The organism is Anoxybacillus sp. B2M1 (assembly GCF_001634265.1).
GTDB classification, from domain to species: Bacteria; Bacillota; Bacilli; order Bacillales; family Anoxybacillaceae; genus Anoxybacteroides; species Anoxybacteroides rupiense.
On sequence record NZ_CP015435.1, the window covers coordinates 3,001,162 to 3,016,539 of the forward strand.

16 protein-coding genes are annotated in these 15,378 nt (G+C 36.1%); 15 read left to right on the plus strand and 1 reads right to left on the minus strand.

Translation table 11 applies throughout. The annotated features are described in order from the left end of the window. Positions 1–5: 5 nt before the first annotated feature. The 5 genes from flgL (at position 6) to GFC28_RS14590 (ending at position 3,158) form a co-directional block, all read left to right on the plus strand. Complete coding sequence (gene flgL, locus GFC28_RS14570; RefSeq protein ID WP_044746289.1) at positions 6–926, plus strand: flagellar hook-associated protein FlgL; 921 nt, start codon at positions 6–8, stop codon at positions 924–926. 19 nt (positions 927–945) lie between these two features. Next, positions 946–1,500 carry a DUF6470 family protein gene (locus GFC28_RS14575; protein WP_044746288.1) on the plus strand — a complete coding sequence of 185 codons (555 nt, stop codon included), beginning with the start codon at positions 946–948 and terminating at the stop codon, positions 1,498–1,500. A gap of 58 nt (positions 1,501–1,558) precedes the next feature. Continuing rightward, the gene (gene fliW / locus GFC28_RS14580; protein WP_044746287.1) at positions 1,559–2,002 is read left to right on the plus strand and encodes a flagellar assembly protein FliW; all 444 of its coding nucleotides are present in this window, start codon (positions 1,559–1,561) and stop codon (positions 2,000–2,002) included. Continuing rightward, positions 2,003–2,230 (plus strand): carbon storage regulator CsrA, encoded by a 228-nt coding sequence (gene csrA, locus GFC28_RS14585; protein WP_044746286.1) that lies wholly within the window; start codon positions 2,003–2,005, stop codon positions 2,228–2,230. It begins immediately after the preceding gene. A 115-nt stretch (positions 2,231–2,345) separates the two neighbouring features. Continuing rightward, the gene (locus GFC28_RS14590; RefSeq protein WP_044746285.1) at positions 2,346–3,158 is read left to right on the plus strand and encodes a flagellin N-terminal helical domain-containing protein; all 813 of its coding nucleotides are present in this window, start codon (positions 2,346–2,348) and stop codon (positions 3,156–3,158) included. 436 nt (positions 3,159–3,594) lie between these two features. Here GFC28_RS14590 and GFC28_RS14600 read toward each other — a convergent pair whose 3' ends face one another. Continuing rightward, positions 3,595–4,449 carry a DNA endonuclease gene (locus GFC28_RS14600; protein ID WP_044746283.1) on the minus strand — a complete coding sequence of 285 codons (855 nt, stop codon included), beginning with the start codon at positions 4,447–4,449 and terminating at the stop codon, positions 3,595–3,597. Positions 4,450–4,920: 471 nt separating this feature from the next. Between GFC28_RS14600 and GFC28_RS14605 the strand changes: the two genes are divergently transcribed. The 10 genes from GFC28_RS14605 to GFC28_RS14650 are packed head-to-tail and all read left to right on the plus strand — an operon-like array spanning position 4,921 to position 15,162. Beyond that, positions 4,921–6,669 (plus strand): motility associated factor glycosyltransferase family protein, encoded by a 1,749-nt coding sequence (locus tag GFC28_RS14605; RefSeq protein WP_156450543.1) that lies wholly within the window; start codon positions 4,921–4,923, stop codon positions 6,667–6,669. Between the two features lie 2 nt (positions 6,670–6,671). Next, a complete protein-coding gene (locus GFC28_RS14610; RefSeq protein ID WP_044746282.1) occupies positions 6,672–7,025 on the plus strand; it encodes a hypothetical protein in 354 nt (117 codons plus the stop codon). A gap of 4 nt (positions 7,026–7,029) precedes the next feature. After that, on the plus strand, positions 7,030–8,397 hold the full coding sequence (locus tag GFC28_RS14615) for a motility associated factor glycosyltransferase family protein (RefSeq protein ID WP_044746281.1): 1,368 nt from the start codon (positions 7,030–7,032) through the stop codon (positions 8,395–8,397). A 13-nt stretch (positions 8,398–8,410) separates the two neighbouring features. Next, on the plus strand, positions 8,411–9,406 hold the full coding sequence (locus tag GFC28_RS14620) for an NAD-dependent 4,6-dehydratase LegB (RefSeq protein ID WP_044746280.1): 996 nt from the start codon (positions 8,411–8,413) through the stop codon (positions 9,404–9,406). Further along, positions 9,403–10,575, plus strand: coding sequence for a LegC family aminotransferase (locus tag GFC28_RS14625; RefSeq protein ID WP_044746279.1), 1,173 nt, complete (start codon positions 9,403–9,405; stop codon positions 10,573–10,575). Before GFC28_RS14620 ends, GFC28_RS14625 begins: the two co-directional genes overlap by 4 nt. Further along, positions 10,568–11,725: a UDP-N-acetylglucosamine 2-epimerase gene (neuC, locus tag GFC28_RS14630; protein ID WP_044746278.1), complete on the plus strand. Its 1,158-nt coding sequence runs from the start codon at positions 10,568–10,570 to the stop codon at positions 11,723–11,725. The genes GFC28_RS14625 and neuC overlap by 8 nt, the downstream gene beginning before the upstream one ends. Continuing rightward, on the plus strand, positions 11,722–12,792 hold the full coding sequence (gene neuB / locus GFC28_RS14635; protein WP_044746277.1) for an N-acetylneuraminate synthase: 1,071 nt from the start codon (positions 11,722–11,724) through the stop codon (positions 12,790–12,792). The genes neuC and neuB overlap by 4 nt, the downstream gene beginning before the upstream one ends. Beyond that, the gene (locus tag GFC28_RS14640) at positions 12,792–13,424 is read left to right on the plus strand and encodes an acetyltransferase (RefSeq protein ID WP_044746276.1); all 633 of its coding nucleotides are present in this window, start codon (positions 12,792–12,794) and stop codon (positions 13,422–13,424) included. The genes neuB and GFC28_RS14640 overlap by 1 nt, the downstream gene beginning before the upstream one ends. Beyond that, on the plus strand, positions 13,421–14,470 hold the full coding sequence (locus GFC28_RS14645; protein WP_044746275.1) for a nucleotidyltransferase family protein: 1,050 nt from the start codon (positions 13,421–13,423) through the stop codon (positions 14,468–14,470). The genes GFC28_RS14640 and GFC28_RS14645 overlap by 4 nt, the downstream gene beginning before the upstream one ends. Continuing rightward, a complete protein-coding gene (locus tag GFC28_RS14650; protein ID WP_044746274.1) occupies positions 14,467–15,162 on the plus strand; it encodes an acylneuraminate cytidylyltransferase family protein in 696 nt (231 codons plus the stop codon). Before GFC28_RS14645 ends, GFC28_RS14650 begins: the two co-directional genes overlap by 4 nt. Positions 15,163–15,378: the final 216 nt, after the last annotated feature.

Below are 15,378 nucleotides of genomic sequence, written 5' to 3' on the forward strand. Positions count from 1 at the left end.
TTATAATGAGAGTGACGCAGTCGATGCTTGCCAATAATATGCTTCGCAATTTATCAAACAGTTATGAAAAGCTTGGAATATATCAAGAACAGCTGACAACGGGAAAAAAGATTACACGTCCATCTGATGATCCTGTGGTTGCGATGAAAGGAATTGCTTACCGTGAAGGCTTAGAGCGTGTACAACAATATCAGCGCAATATTGGCGAGGTTAATAACTGGATTGATAGTGCTGACGATGCCCTTGATCAGGTGGGCCTTGCTTTGCAGCGTGTGCAGGAGCTGATTGTTCAAGCGTCTACCGACACGGCAACTCCTTCAGATCGCCAGAAAATTGCTGATGAAATCGAACAAATTCAAAAACATATTGTGGATGTGGCTAATACGAAGATAGGAGATAAATATATTTTTAATGGCGCTGATACAAAAAATCCGTTGTTTACTTCTTATCCTGAAAGCACTGGAACAGCATTGGGATTAAATCCTAATGCTAATACAAGTGATGTAGAAATCGAGGTATTTGACGGAATTAAGCTTGATGTCAATATTAATGGTAAGGATTTATTTGCTGGTGCAACAGGACAGGACGGGCTTGTTGGCCTATTGCAAAAAATAAAAATCGATTTAAGGGACGGAAGTAAAACAGGAGACGATATCGATAACTATTTAGGAGATATTCAAAAGCAACAAGATGCGTTATTATCTGCGCGTTCGGAGCTGGGAGCCAAACAAAATCGAGTAGAAATGATGGAGAATCGCTTATCTTCGCAAGAAGTGATTATGACAAAAGTCATGTCTGAGAATGAAGATATTGATTATGAAAAAACGATTACGAATCTTATTTCACAGGAAAGTGTGCATCGTGTTGCGTTAAGTGTGGGTGCACGCATTATTCAGCCGACTTTAGTTGATTTCCTGCGTTCATAATAAAGTAAAAGGTGAGAGCATGGATTTTCCGCAAATACAAATTCAAACGACTAAAGCCATTCTTGGGTTAAACATTCAAAGGCCTATTCAACAAATAGAGCAGCCTAAAGCTGATCTGAATATTAAGCAGCCACCGGCAACGGTTTTGATAGATTCAAAGCCTGCCCGATTAACAATTGATCAATCGAAAGCTTGGAGCGATATGGGGCTCATTGGTCCGTTAGCTTCTTCAAGAGAATTTGCGCAAGAAGGGCGACAGGCAGTGTTAGAAGGCATTTCTCGGCGTGCGCAGGAAGGGGATCGGTTGATGAAAATTGAAGATAAAGAAAATGTCATTGCGGAAATGGAAAAAGAAAAAGGAATAAGGCTTTATAGCGGTCTTACTATAAAATTTATTCCTTCTGTGCATAGCGTCAAAATCGATTATCAACCGAGCGAAGTAAATATTGAAGTCGATACAAATAAACCGATTATCAGCGTGAACGTGAATCGGCCGATTCATGAATATACGCCTGGTAAAGTATCAGGTTATATGATTCAGTATCCGTCCATTAAAATCGATGTTAAATATTGAGAAGCGGTACCGTTGCGGTGTACCGCTTTTTTTGTGAAAGGGAAGAAAGGGGTATAGTATGAAAATTGTATCGAAATTTCTAGGAGAAGTGGAAATCAATGATGACCAAATCATTCATTTTCCTAACGGATTACCGGGGTTTGAAACAGAAAAACAATTTGCTATTTTGCCACTAGAGGATCAATCTGCTTTTGCCATTTTGCAATCCGTTGGTCACAGCCATGTGGGATTTGTGATTGCCTACCCTTTTGCTTTTTATGCTAACTATACTTTTGAATTGACTGAGGATGATATTTCCAAGCTGAAACTGGATTCTCCAGACGACTGTGTAACGTATGCCATCATGACATTAAGAGAACCTTTTATTGATTCGACTCTGAATCTCAAAGCGCCCATAGTCATTAATATAAAAGAAAAAATCGGCAAACAACTGATTCTTCATGATAGCGATTATCCGATCCGTTTCCCGATTTCAACTGTACATGGGAAGGAGGAAGTATAATTGCTGGTGCTTACGCGAAAAAAAAATGAATCGATTATGATCGGGGATTCCATTGAAATTAAAGTGCTTTCAGTAGAAGGGGAACAAGTGAAGCTCGGGATTATTGCCCCCAAGCATGTTGATATACATCGCAAAGAAATCTATTTATCTATTCAAGAAGAAAACAGGCAGGCAGCCGACATTTCGACAAAATTATTGCAGCAATTAAAAAATAACAAAAAAAGCTAAAAAGCATTAAACATTTCGCAAATCGTACCGATATAAAAAATGGAGAGCAGGGAGATCCTGTCTTCCAATTCTACAAGGATGTAGAAAAATATCAATTCAAGGAGGAATTTCGAAAATGAGAATTCAACACAACATCTCTGCGTTAAACACGCACCGTCAATTAGCGTTCAACAACACTCAAGCTGCGAAAAACCTTGAGAAGCTTTCTTCTGGCTTCCGCATTAACCGTGCTGGCGACGATGCAGCAGGTCTTGCCATCTCTGAAAAAATGCGCGGCCAAATCCGCGGTTTAGAAATGGCATCTAAAAACGCGCAAGACTCTATTTCTTTAATTCAAACAGCGGAAGGTGCGTTAACGGAAACTCATGCTATCCTTCAACGTATGCGCGAGCTTGCTGTACAAGCATCTAACGACACAAACGTAACGGCTGACCGTGAAGCAATTCAAAGTGAGATTGATCAACTTGTTTCTGAACTTGATCGTATAGCTGGTAATACTGAATTTAACACGCAAAAACTTTTAAATGGATCTTTTAGCGGAAAAGTGTTCCAAATTGGTGCAAACAGCGGCCAAACTATTACTTTATCAATTAGTAATATGGACTCTTCTTCTTTAAGTGTGAACAGTCTTTCAGTAAGCACAGCTTCAGGTGCGCAAGATGCGATCACTAAAATTAACACAGCTATTGAAACTGTATCAAAAGAGCGTTCTAAACTTGGTGCGGTGCAAAACCGTTTAGAACACACAATTAACAACCTTGGCGCCACTTCTGAAAACTTAACAGCTGCTGAATCACGTATCCGTGACGTTGACATGGCGAAAGAAATGATGGAGTTCACGAAGAACAACATCTTAATGCAAGCTGCGCAATCAATGTTGGCTCAATCCAACCAAATGCCGCAAGGAGTATTGCAGCTATTACGGTAATTTGGATTGGAAGGGCGTCTAGCCTGGAAACGGGCTAGATGATGACTGGGTGAATTGCTGGGAAGCCCTAAAGCCTTCCTTGCCACAACGAAGCTGGAAACGGCAGGCGTGAAGGTGCAAAAAAAGGAAGGATGCAACAATGGGCAATCAGCAGCCAAGCTCCTGTCTCGAAAGAGTGGAGAAGGTTCAACGACTAGGGCGTACCACCTAAGGCCATTGGCTATGGTGATGAGGTCCGTAGGGGAGGCGGATGCCGAACCGAAGTGCCCGGCCCCTCACTAGCGATTAGCTGGCGGGTGAAGAGATAGTCTACACAACGGTCGAAAGACGTTGAGGCATGGCAAGCCAACCAACAACCACAAGGAGTATTGCAATTGCTCCGTTAATTTGCAAACAGCGATGGGCCTTAGAATTGTTTCTAAGGCCTTTTTAATATTTATATATCGTACCTTTGTATTTCTCTCCATTTATAGACAATGGACCAGTAACTTCTTTGCAGGGCGCTGGCAATTTCTTTAATGCTCATCCCGTTCTGTTTCATCTGTTTGATTAGTTTTATTTCTTCAGAGGAGTAGGGTTTGTAGCGTTCGGAGCTGCTAACTACAATGTCAAAGTTCGGATATTTATGCTTCCATTTCATACTTTCTAATTTTAGCCGCTCATTCCAATTGGTTTTGTAATGCATGGATGGACAAGTGTTTGTTACGTTGAAAATAATATGTAAGAATAGAAATGTATCTTTTACACACGTTGTTTTTAAAATCATACCTTGTCCATCTTTACGTTGGCTTAGTTGGAAAGCGATATGGAAGTGTTTAAGAATATGCCGCTGCAATTGTTGCAGTTCATTGTGTGAATAACATTGCAAATACAAGTAAATGTGAGGGGTAAGATAAATGCGTTTTTTTCGCTTGTTTACCCGAGAAGAAATACAAAGCGAACCATCATCCATATATAATACGGCAAGAAAATGAGGTAAAGTACAGTACGAAAGTAAGGAAAGCGGTATCTGTTTTGTACCATCCTCCCGATAAAAATGCGGGTACAGAGATGTAAATAGTGGCATAGAACGGGAACGGACGCATTGGCTTTTAGGAGTAATATAAAGAAATTCATTGAAAAACGATATTTTCCATTTTCGATATTCTTCTTGCTGGATTCCAAAATGTTCACGATAGCTATGATTTTTTCTTCGGCTGTTCCGATAAATTTTGGTGATTTCTCCATCTCCCATAATGCTTGCGACTAATATGTTTTGTTGTATAGGCGTTAATTGTAGGAAATCTTTCATTGAGATCTTCCCTTCCAACGAGCGTGTTTTTATGTATTATAACATATGTTCGCCTCTTTATTTCCATCGTTTATCTTTATAAATTTATAGCAGTAAGTGGAGACGCGGTGGTCATATAGGAGCAGAAGTTGCATCTTGTATCATCATTCGCATTCAAATGTGTAAAATCATATGATCATGAAGTCGTTTAGAGTTTTTATTCAATATAGGTATCATTTTCGACAAATAATAATTTTTATACTATTGGTTGATGTATGGGGCGCCTCTATAATTAACAACACGGGCTTAGGTTTACAAGAGAAAGTTGGATGTGGCTATAGCGGTTCACATGGATGAAAATCGTTTGGAATAAAAGCGGCTCTTATATTATCGAAAGAATGTCAATAGGCGTCAGTTAAATTCTAGCGATTGGGCGATGATGTATTAACAAAAGGGGATAAATGGCCGATATTATAATTGAGGTGCTAATTTATGAACAATGGGATGAAAGAGTATTCAATTATAGAGGAAATCGCCAAGAGCGGGCATCGCATTCATAGGATAAACAATTATTATTTGCACAGCAAATATGACCCGATACGCGAAGCTGCCCGATTTGCCGACCAGCATTACAAAAAGCATCATTTGCATATTTTATTTGGTATTGGGTCGGGGCATATTGCAAAAGCTTTAAGTGAAAAAATGAGTGAAGATGAGTTTTTAATCGTGATTGAACCATTAGATCAACTGATGGAAGAACAAATGAATAGTGAGTTAAAGCAGACAGCGATGATAGGGCTAAAACATGTAGATAACTTTCAACAGTTGTGTGACACGCTTTTAATGGAGCGGTTTAACTATCGAGTACAAGTTATTTGTTCGCCTAATTATGATAGACTGTTTCCAAATGAGTATAAAAAAGTATTAAGCATAATCAAAGATTTAATATACGTACAAAAAGTAAACGAAAACACTATTAGAAAATTTTCGAAGGAATGGCAGAGAAATTTTATTTTAAATTTATTTTATGCTTTTGATGACATTCCTTTGAAAGAGTTAAAAGGATATTTCAATGCTCCAGTGGTAGTGGCTTCTGGTGGTCCGTCATTAACCAAACAAATCTTGTTGCTGAAAAAAGTAAGGAATCACGTACTTTTAATTTCGTCAGGCTCTACTATCAATACGCTTCTTAAACATAATATTGAACCTGATTTTGTTGTAACAATAGATGGCCACATAAATAACTATAAACACTTTGAATCGATAGAATTTAAAAAAACGAAAATAATTTATTCTTTATCACATCATGAGAAAATTTTGGAGAAATTAAATCAGAGATCGTTCTTTTTTGTTTCAAGCGTTCATCAAACTTTAGAACTCTACGCAAAAAAATTATTAAATCAAGAAGTATCAGGTATTTTAGGAGGAGCTTCTGTAGCTGCTTTTGCGTTAAGTATAGCTTATATGATTTCTTCGGGACCTGTTGCTCTTATTGGTCAAGATTTGGCTTATACAGATAACAAAACACATGCGGAACATAATAAAAACTTCAGAAAAATTGATGAAGCTTATATTAAAGAAAGAGGAGTGTTTTATACAGAAGGATATGATGGTGGCCAAGTATTAACTGATTATGCTTTCTTCACAATGAAACACAATTTCGAAAAATTACTTCAAACTTTCCCACAGCCTGAAAGGATCTATAATTCAACAGAAGGCGGAGTTAAACTGGACGGATATCAACAAATTTCATTTCAAGAGTTTTGCGACAGATATGTAGATACAAGCAAAAATGTACCTATATTTGATATGGATTCATATCCGCATAAAGATATTCCAGAATGGCAAGAGTTTTTAATGAGAATTGAAGATGAAATAAAACTACATGATAAGGTAAAATGTCTTGTTGACGAGGCAGTCCTGTTGTTAAAAAGAAATGTTTTTGATACAGTGTTTGATGCTAAAATTTTAAAGAAGCTAGATAAAATTGATGAACAGTTAAAACCGATTTTTGCAGAGGGAATGATGTCATTAATTGCTCAACCTATTATTTTAGATACATTTAATAATTACCTTCCGGGAGAGAATGAGACGAAGAAAGAAGTATATCAACGAGTTTATACTCGTTCTCTGGATTTATATTCGCGTTTAAAGGAAGCAGCAACAGATTCAAAATTTCATCTAATATGTTTGAAAGAAAAGGTAAAAAATAAAATTATTTCAATGAATAAAGAGGGATAATGATGATAGATGTTATTTATGAAACACAGGCTAGTTTCTATGAATATATCGAACGAGTAGTAATCGGAACTCAGAACATTGCTGATTATTTACGAGAAGATAGAATTGGGGAAGCAATGCAATTAATTATGCAATTTAGTGAAGGGGTGAGTTGGCTAACTCAAGTGATTATACTAATGCGTGAGCATCATTACTATATTGATATCCACCCGAGTAAAATTAACCAATTTTTAATTGAAATTAATGAAGGTTTGGAAAGACAAGATTATGTTATTGTTGCGGACATGTTTGAATACGAGATTCAACCATTTTTTGAAGAAGCAAGGGAAAAGTGTTTCGCAAAAGTAGGGGAATAGGAAATTGAAACTATATCTAAAAAATGTTCAAGCCGTAAAGGATAAAGTATTGAAGCAGCAGCTTTTGAAAAATAGGTTTAATTATAGTAAAGATATTGAAATAGAGACATCTAAAAAAGGTCCTTTAACCTTAAAGAAAAATAATCACTATTTATATAGTCGATACGATCCAATAAAAGATGTATCGAAGTTTATTGATTCTCAAATTGATCCTTTGGCGAACATATATTGTCTATTTGGTTTCGGTCTTGGATATCATGTCGAACAACTAATGGCTAAAGAGCCGAATAAAAAAATTATTGTAATTGATAGGGATATATCAACGCTTCAAATTGCGATGCAACATATCGATTTAACCAGTATTTTAAGCAATGAAAATGTAAGAATAGTTATTATTTCCAATTCGATAAAAATTCAGGAGTTTATGAGAAGTCTCGAGTTGGATGGTTCAAATATTAAATGGATTATTCCACAATCTTGGATTAGCACGATATCAAACAGCAGTTTGAAGGAAATACTCGAAGATATAAAAATTAAAGAAATGTCGTTCTTAAGAATGAAAAATATTATGAAAGAGAATTTTCAAAATAATATTCAGCTGTTTGATTCGCATATCGGTTCACTTTTAGGTCAATTTGAGGGCGAAAAAGCTGCATTAGTCGCGGCTGGACCATCATTAGATGATAATATTGATGTTCTAAAGCAATTGAAAAATAAATACTTTTTACTTTGTGTTGGTGCTGCCTATAAAACCTTATTGCATCATAATATTGAACCTGATGCGATTGTGATGTCCGATCCGCATGATTTAGTGTTTGAACAAGTCAAGGGTGTAAGCAGCCAAATTCCATTAATTTTCCTTGCTACCGTTAATAAAGAAGTGGTCAGATATTGGTCAGGAACTAAAATTATTTTGTTTCAAGAAGGGTACCCTCCTTCAGAACAATTTGCCAAAGAACATCAGATTCCATTGATTCAGACAGGTGGTTCAGTTGCAACAACTGGATTAGATGTATTAATTAAAATGGGATTTGCGGAAATTGTCTTTTTTGGACAAGATTTGGCCTATAAAGGGAATCAATCTCACTCTATTTATTCAACTTCTAATAAAACGATTTCATTTAATCAGCCAACATTTACAGTTGAAACAAACAGTCATGAAAGGGTAGCTACATCAAGAAGTTGGTTGATTTTTCGAAAATGGATCGAACAGAAAATACAACAAACTCCGAAAGTTCAATTTAAAAATACATCATATAACGGAGCGCTGATAAAAGGTGCTCCTTATGTGGCCGGGGAACATATAGCTAATAGTGCTAAAAACATGGAGGATATAAACTTTTTAGATTTGATATCAAAATTTATTAAATAGGAATGATGCAGCAATGAAAATTTTAGTTACTGGTGCTGATGGATTTATTGGCTCTCATTTAACAGAAGAACTTGTCCGCCAAGGATATGATGTAAAAGCTTTTGTTTATTACAATTCTTTTAATTCATGGGGATGGTTAGATACCTCTCCGGAAAGTATAAAAAAAGAATTAGAAGTATTTGCTGGGGATATTCGCGATCCGCATGGTGTAAAAGAAGCGATGAAAGGATGCGATGTTGTCTTACATTTAGCGTCTTTAATTGCGATTCCTTATTCTTATCATTCACCTGATACATATATCGATACGAATATTAAGGGGACATTAAACGTTCTTCAAGCAGCACGGGAATTGGATATTCAAAAAGTTGTTCATACATCCACAAGTGAAGTGTATGGGACAGCACAATACGTACCAATTGATGAAAATCATCCGCTTCAAGGCCAGTCTCCATACTCTGCTTCTAAAATCGGAGCGGACCAAATGGCAATCGCTTTTTATCGTTCGTTTGAAACGCCTGTTGCGATTATTCGGCCTTTTAACACATATGGCCCAAGACAGTCAGCTCGTGCAGTCATTCCGACGATTATTACACAACTCGCATCTGGTAAGCGGAAAATCAAACTTGGTTCGCTTCATCCAACACGTGATTTTAATTATGTAAAAGATACAGTAAATGGTTTTATTTCTGTTATGAAGCATGATCAGTCAATCGGTGAAGTGATTAATATCGGTAGCAACTTTGAAGTGTCGATTGGTGAAACAGCACAGCTTATTGCTGAAATCATGGGTGTCGATATTGAAATTGAAACAGATGATGCTCGGATTCGCCCGGAAAAAAGTGAAGTAGAAAGATTGTGGGCGGACAATTCGAAGGCCAAAACTTTACTGGGCTGGGAGCCTAAATATGGTGGAAAAGAAGGATTTAAAAGAGGCTTAAAAGAAACAATTGAATGGTTTACAGACGAAAGAAACTTATCTCAATATAAGGCAGATGTGTATAACATATGAGCGATGTTTTATTAGAACTAGCTAAAAAAATTAAAAACATATGTCCAGAGAAAGATTTTATACCGCTACATGAACCAATATTTACAGGAAATGAAAAAAAGTATGTAGCTGACTGCATTGAGACAGGATGGGTATCTTCTGTAGGGAAATATGTAGATGAATTTGAACGATTATTAGCGGAGTTTATCGGTGTAAAAAGAGCGGTTGCTGTTGTGAACGGAACCGCAGCGCTTCATATTGCTTTAAAGATTGTTGGGGTTCAGCCTAATGATGAAGTGTTAATTCCTTCGTTAACCTTTGTGGCAACTGGGAATGCAGTTGTTTATTGTGGGGCTATTCCACATTTTGTGGATGTCTCAAAAACAACATTAGGTATTGATCCATTTAAGCTTGAAGACTATTTGAGAGATATAGCGATAGTAAAAAATAATGTTTGTGTAAATAAACAAACCGGTAAAATCATTCGAGCGATTGTTCCGATGCATACATTTGGCTATCCTGTTGATTTAGATCCATTGTTAGATATATGTGAGCGATGGAATTTAATCATGGTTGAAGATGCCGCGGAATCGCTAGGTTCCTATTATAAAGGAATTCATACAGGAAATTTCGGAAAAGTTTCTGCCATGAGTTTTAATGGCAACAAAATTATTACAACCGGCGGTGGAGGAGCAATTTTGACGAATGATGAGAAACTGGCAGATTATGCGAAGCATCTTACTACTACTGCCAAACTCCCTCATCGCTGGAAATATGAACATGATGAAATAGGCTATAATTATCGTATGCCAAATATAAATGCAGCATTAGGATGTGCACAACTAGAACATTTAGAAGATTTTATTGAAAAGAAACGCCGACTTGTTGATATGTATGAGCAACTCGTAGAAGGTTATCATGGAATTAAATTATTTAAAGAGCCTGAGTTTGCAAAAAGCAATTACTGGCTGCAAACATTAATTTTTGATGAAAAAATTTATAACATAGATGAAGTTTTGGAAACGTTAAATAATTATAACGTGATGTCAAGGCCTGTATGGAAGCCGTTACATCTGCTGACACATTTTCAAAACTGTCCAAAAGCTGATTTATCGATTACAGAACAATTACAGTATCAAATTGTAAATGTTCCTAGTAGTCCATACTTAGGAGAAGATGCAGATGAATAAAAGAAAAATATGTGTTGTAACAGGTACAAGAGCAGAATACGGTCTTTTATATTGGTTAATGAAAGAAATACAGTTGGACCCTGATTTAGAACTGCAAATTATTGCGACAGGCATGCATTTATCTCCAGAGTTTGGATTGACCTATAAGCAAATTGAGGAAGACGGTTTTGTGATTAATGAAAAGGTCGAAATGCTGCTATCTAGCGATACAGCGGTAGGAATTGTCAAATCCCTGGGGTTGGGGACAATTGGATTTGCAGATTCTCTAAATCGATTAAAACCTGATATTTTAGTCCTATTAGGGGACCGGTTTGAAATATTAGCAGCGGCTCAAGTGGCGATGATTGCCAGAATACCAATTGCCCATATTCATGGTGGGGAAGTAACTTATGGCGCGTATGATGACGCCATTCGACATGCGGTAACGAAAATGAGTTATCTTCACTTTGTAACGACTGAAGAACATAGGAAACGAGTTATTCGATTAGGAGAGCATCCGAATCGAGTCTATAACGTGGGAGCACCGGGAATTGAAAACATTATGAAATTGCAATTGCTGTCAAAAAAGCAATTAGAAGAGTCACTGGAAATTTATTTAGAAGAGCCTATTTTTTTAATAACCTACCATCCAACAACATTAAGTACCAATCCAATTGAAGGTATTGAAGAACTTTTAGAGGCGCTAAATAATTTTAACAATGCAACTATGATTTTTACAAAAGCCAATGCAGATGACAATGGGAGAAGGATAAACAATTTGATTGGCTTGTATGTGAGTAAAAAGCCAAATAAAAGAAAAATTTTTGATTCACTGGGGCAGTTACGCTATTTAAGTTTACTTAAATATGCTAGTGTTGTGATTGGAAACTCTTCTAGTGGTCTTATAGAAGCGCCTTACTTGAAAACTCCTACAGTCAACATTGGTAGTAGGCAAAAAGGAAGAATTAGACCAGACTCTGTTTTTGATTGTAATCCAGATGTTAAAGAAATAACAGAGACAATAATTAAGGCGTTAAATTATGAATTTAAAAGAGATAGTGAATATGAAATTTTTGGAAAAGGCGAAACTTCTCAACGAATATTAGAAGTTTTAAAAAATATAAATATCAAATCAGTGGCAAAAGAATTTTATGATGGAGAGATCCTATGAAACAAACATTTATTATCGCTGAAGCCGGAGTTAATCATAACGGTTCGTTAGACTTGGCCTTTCAACTGGTGGATGCCGCAGTAGAAGCCGGTGCTGATGCGGTTAAGTTTCAAACCTTTAAAACCGAACATTTAGTGACAAAATCGGCGCAACAGGCAGAATATCAAAAAAAGAATATGGGAAAATCCGCATCACAATATGAAATGCTGAAAAAGTTAGAGTTGAGTTATGCAGACTTTAAAAAGCTAAAGCAATATTGTGATGAAAAAGATATTACGTTTTTATCTACACCTTTTGATTTAGAAAGTGTAGATTTTTTAATTCAGGAATTAGGGTTGAATGCTATAAAAATACCATCTGGCGAAATTACAAATGCTCCTTATTTACATAAAATTGCATTGCATGGTGTCGATGTGATTTTATCGACAGGAATGGCTACAAAGGAAGAAATTCATCATGCACTAACGTTTTTAGCTTACGGCTTTGCGAATAAAACGGATGTTTCATTCGATAAAGTAAAACGTTTTTATCAAACAGATGAAGCCAAAATGTTGCTGCAAGAAAAAGTAAGCATTTTACATTGCACAACTGAATATCCGACACCATACGAAGATGTGCATTTGAATGCAATGGATGATATGAAAGAAGAATTTCATCTTTCTATTGGATTATCGGATCATACGGAAGGAATTGTCGTTCCGATTGCCGCAGTTGCAAAAGGGGCGAAAATCATTGAAAAACACTTCACGTTGGATAAGGCATTGCCAGGTCCAGATCATAAAGCTTCATTAGAGCCAAATGAATTAAAGGAAATGATTCAATCGATTCGAATCATTGAAAAAGCCCTTGGTGAGAAGCAAAAAAGACCGACGAAAACAGAGTTGAAAAATAAAGAAGTAGCAAGAAAAAGCTTAGTTGCGGCTAAAGCGATTAAAAAAGGAGAAGTATTTACCTTTGATAATCTAACGGTAAAGCGGCCTGGAACAGGAATCGAACCATACTATTATTGGGATTATATCGGACAAAAAGCAGGACAAGATTATGAAGAAGATGAGGTTATAAAGTAATGTGCTCCAAACCAGTGATTATTATTGGAAATGGCGGGCATGCGCGAGTATTGATTGACATTCTATTAATGCAAAAACGAGAGATAATAGGTTATACGGCACCTACAGAAGAAAATAATCGATACAATGTCACTTATTTAGGTAAAGACGAAGAAATATTAAAATATGATCCGCGAGAAATTGAACTGGTTAATGCTCTCGGTTCTGTGTCTGATACGAGGCATCGAGCAAATATTTTCAACATTTTTAAATCAAAAGGTTATACGTTTTCTACCATCATTCATCCTTCAGCGATTATTTCAGATACGGTTATATTAGGTGAAGGTGTGCAAGTTATGGCAGGTGCTGTTATTCAACCATTTGTTAAAATTGACGATAATACTATTGTAAACACCTCAACTAGTATAGACCACGACTGCTGTATAGGTAAACATTGTCATATTGCGCCGGGATGTGTTTTATCCGGTGGAGTTTTTGTTGGAGAGGGAACTCATATAGGTACAGGAACAAAAATTATTCAAAATGTTATAGTCGGAAAAAATGTGTTAGTAGGTGCAGGCTCCTTGGTCTTAAGAAGTGTTGGCGATAATAAGAAAGTTTATGGTAGTCCTGCTAAGGAAGTGAGCAAATGAGAAACTGGAAAGAATTATTAGTATCTCCTTCAACATCTATTATCGAAACGATGAAAAATATAGACCAAAACGCTGCTCAAATTGCTTTAGTAGTGGATGATGATTTTCGGCTTTTAGGTACAGTGACAGATGGGGATATAAGAAGGGGAATTTTAAGAGGTATTTCACTTGATGACCAAGTATCGAAAGTCATGAATAAAAATCCGATTACAATGAAAAAGGGAGCATCGAAGCAGGCAATTAAAAGGGTGTTCCAAGAAAAAAAACTACGTCAGCTTCCCATTTTGAATAAAAATAATCAAGTAGTAGACGTTATTTTCTCAGATGTATTATTTGATTCAGCTTCTTTTGATAATTGGGTTGTTTTAATGGCAGGGGGATTAGGCACCCGTCTTCGTCCTTTGACAGAACACATACCCAAACCGATGTTAACAGTTGGCACCAAACCGATTTTGCAAACGATATTAGAAAGTTTTATTGAACATGGGTTTCATCAGTTTTACTTTTCCGTCAATTATAAACGTGAAATAATAAAGGAATATTTTGGTGATGGATTGGGATGGGGGATAAATATCCAATACCTTGATGAAGATCGAAGGCTGGGTACTGCCGGTGCACTTTCTCTTTTTACTGAGAAACCAACAAAGCCTATTATTGTTATGAATGGAGATATTTTAACCAAAGTAAACTTTCAGCAACTTCTCCAATTTCATGAAGAAAATGGTTCTGTAGCAACGATGTGTGTAAGAGAGTATCAGCATCAAGTACCTTATGGAGTAGTACGTACAGAAGGAACAATGCTTTGTTCGATTGAAGAAAAACCAATTGAACGTTATTTTGTTAATGCAGGGATATATGTACTAAATCCAGAAGTGTTGGAATTAATTCCTGAAAATAAGTACTTTGATATGCCATCTTTATTTGAATCAATAATAAAACTTCAGAAGAAAACAAATGTATTTCCTATTCGGGAATATTGGTTGGATATCGGACAAATACCAGATTTTGAAAAAGCTAACTTAGAATTCTTGGAGGTTTTTGGATGATTAATAATAAAAAAGTTTTGGCTGTTGTTCCTGCAAGGGGAGGTTCAAAAGGAATTCCTAGGAAAAATATTAAACCACTTAGAGGAAAACCGTTAATTGCTTGGACAATAGAAGAAGCAAAGAAATCCCGTTTTTTAGATAAAATTATTGTTTCTACCGAGGACGAAGAAGTTGCAATGATCGCCAAGGATTGGGGAGCTGAAGTTCCTTTTTTAAGGCCTGTAGAATTGGCTCAGGATGAAACACCCGGGATCGCTCCTGTACTACATGCACTAGATTATTTTGTTGATTATGAATATGTCGTTGTCTTGCAACCAACTTCACCTTTAAGAAAAGCAGAAGATATTGATAAAGCTATTATTTTATGTGAGCAAAGCAAAAGTAAATTTTGTGTGTCTGTTACCGAAAGTGACATTATACCAGAATGGATGTTCTTTATCGATAATCAAGGTAAATTAGTACCTTTAAATAGTGATTATGCAGGAATTCCTTATCAAAGGCAAAATGCTAAAAAAACCTATATTCTCAATGGAGCTGTGTATGTTGGAAAGAGAAGCGCACTAATAGATAGTGGTTCGTTCTTAACTAATAATACAATTCCCTATATTATGCCTATTAGTAGATCCGTTGATATAGATGATATAATTGATTTCCAATGGTGTGAGTATATTTTAAAAGATCAAGATAGGTAGTTTGTTATTTATTACACAAATGTGATTGTCAAAATACAGTGAAAATTTAAAGTTATCTATTGATAAATGTAACTTGTGGATTCAACTTTTGTGTAAGTCTATGTGTAAGTCTATTAGAAAGACTACTGTTATTTTTAATAATAAAATTTGGTATAGCTTACTTTGAATTTATTACAAAACTATCCAATATAGGAGCCATTAATTGTTTGTGAATAA

Coding starts and splice junctions, on each gene's coding strand:
- flgL (WP_044746289.1), top strand. CDS start 6: ATGAGAGTGACGCAGTCGATGCTTGCCAATAATATGCTTCGCAATTTA.
- GFC28_RS14575 (WP_044746288.1), top strand. CDS start 946: ATGGATTTTCCGCAAATACAAATTCAAACGACTAAAGCCATTCTTGGG.
- fliW (WP_044746287.1), top strand. CDS start 1,559: ATGAAAATTGTATCGAAATTTCTAGGAGAAGTGGAAATCAATGATGAC.
- GFC28_RS14590 (WP_044746285.1), top strand. CDS start 2,346: ATGAGAATTCAACACAACATCTCTGCGTTAAACACGCACCGTCAATTA.
- GFC28_RS14600 (WP_044746283.1), bottom strand. CDS start 4,449: ATGAAAGATTTCCTACAATTAACGCCTATACAACAAAACATATTAGTC.
- GFC28_RS14605 (WP_156450543.1), top strand. CDS start 4,921: ATGAACAATGGGATGAAAGAGTATTCAATTATAGAGGAAATCGCCAAG.
- GFC28_RS14610 (WP_044746282.1), top strand. CDS start 6,672: ATGATAGATGTTATTTATGAAACACAGGCTAGTTTCTATGAATATATC.
- GFC28_RS14620 (WP_044746280.1), top strand. CDS start 8,411: ATGAAAATTTTAGTTACTGGTGCTGATGGATTTATTGGCTCTCATTTA.
- GFC28_RS14625 (WP_044746279.1), top strand. CDS start 9,403: ATGAGCGATGTTTTATTAGAACTAGCTAAAAAAATTAAAAACATATGT.
- neuC (WP_044746278.1), top strand. CDS start 10,568: ATGAATAAAAGAAAAATATGTGTTGTAACAGGTACAAGAGCAGAATAC.
- neuB (WP_044746277.1), top strand. CDS start 11,722: ATGAAACAAACATTTATTATCGCTGAAGCCGGAGTTAATCATAACGGT.
- GFC28_RS14640 (WP_044746276.1), top strand. CDS start 12,792: ATGTGCTCCAAACCAGTGATTATTATTGGAAATGGCGGGCATGCGCGA.
- GFC28_RS14645 (WP_044746275.1), top strand. CDS start 13,421: ATGAGAAACTGGAAAGAATTATTAGTATCTCCTTCAACATCTATTATC.
- GFC28_RS14650 (WP_044746274.1), top strand. CDS start 14,467: ATGATTAATAATAAAAAAGTTTTGGCTGTTGTTCCTGCAAGGGGAGGT.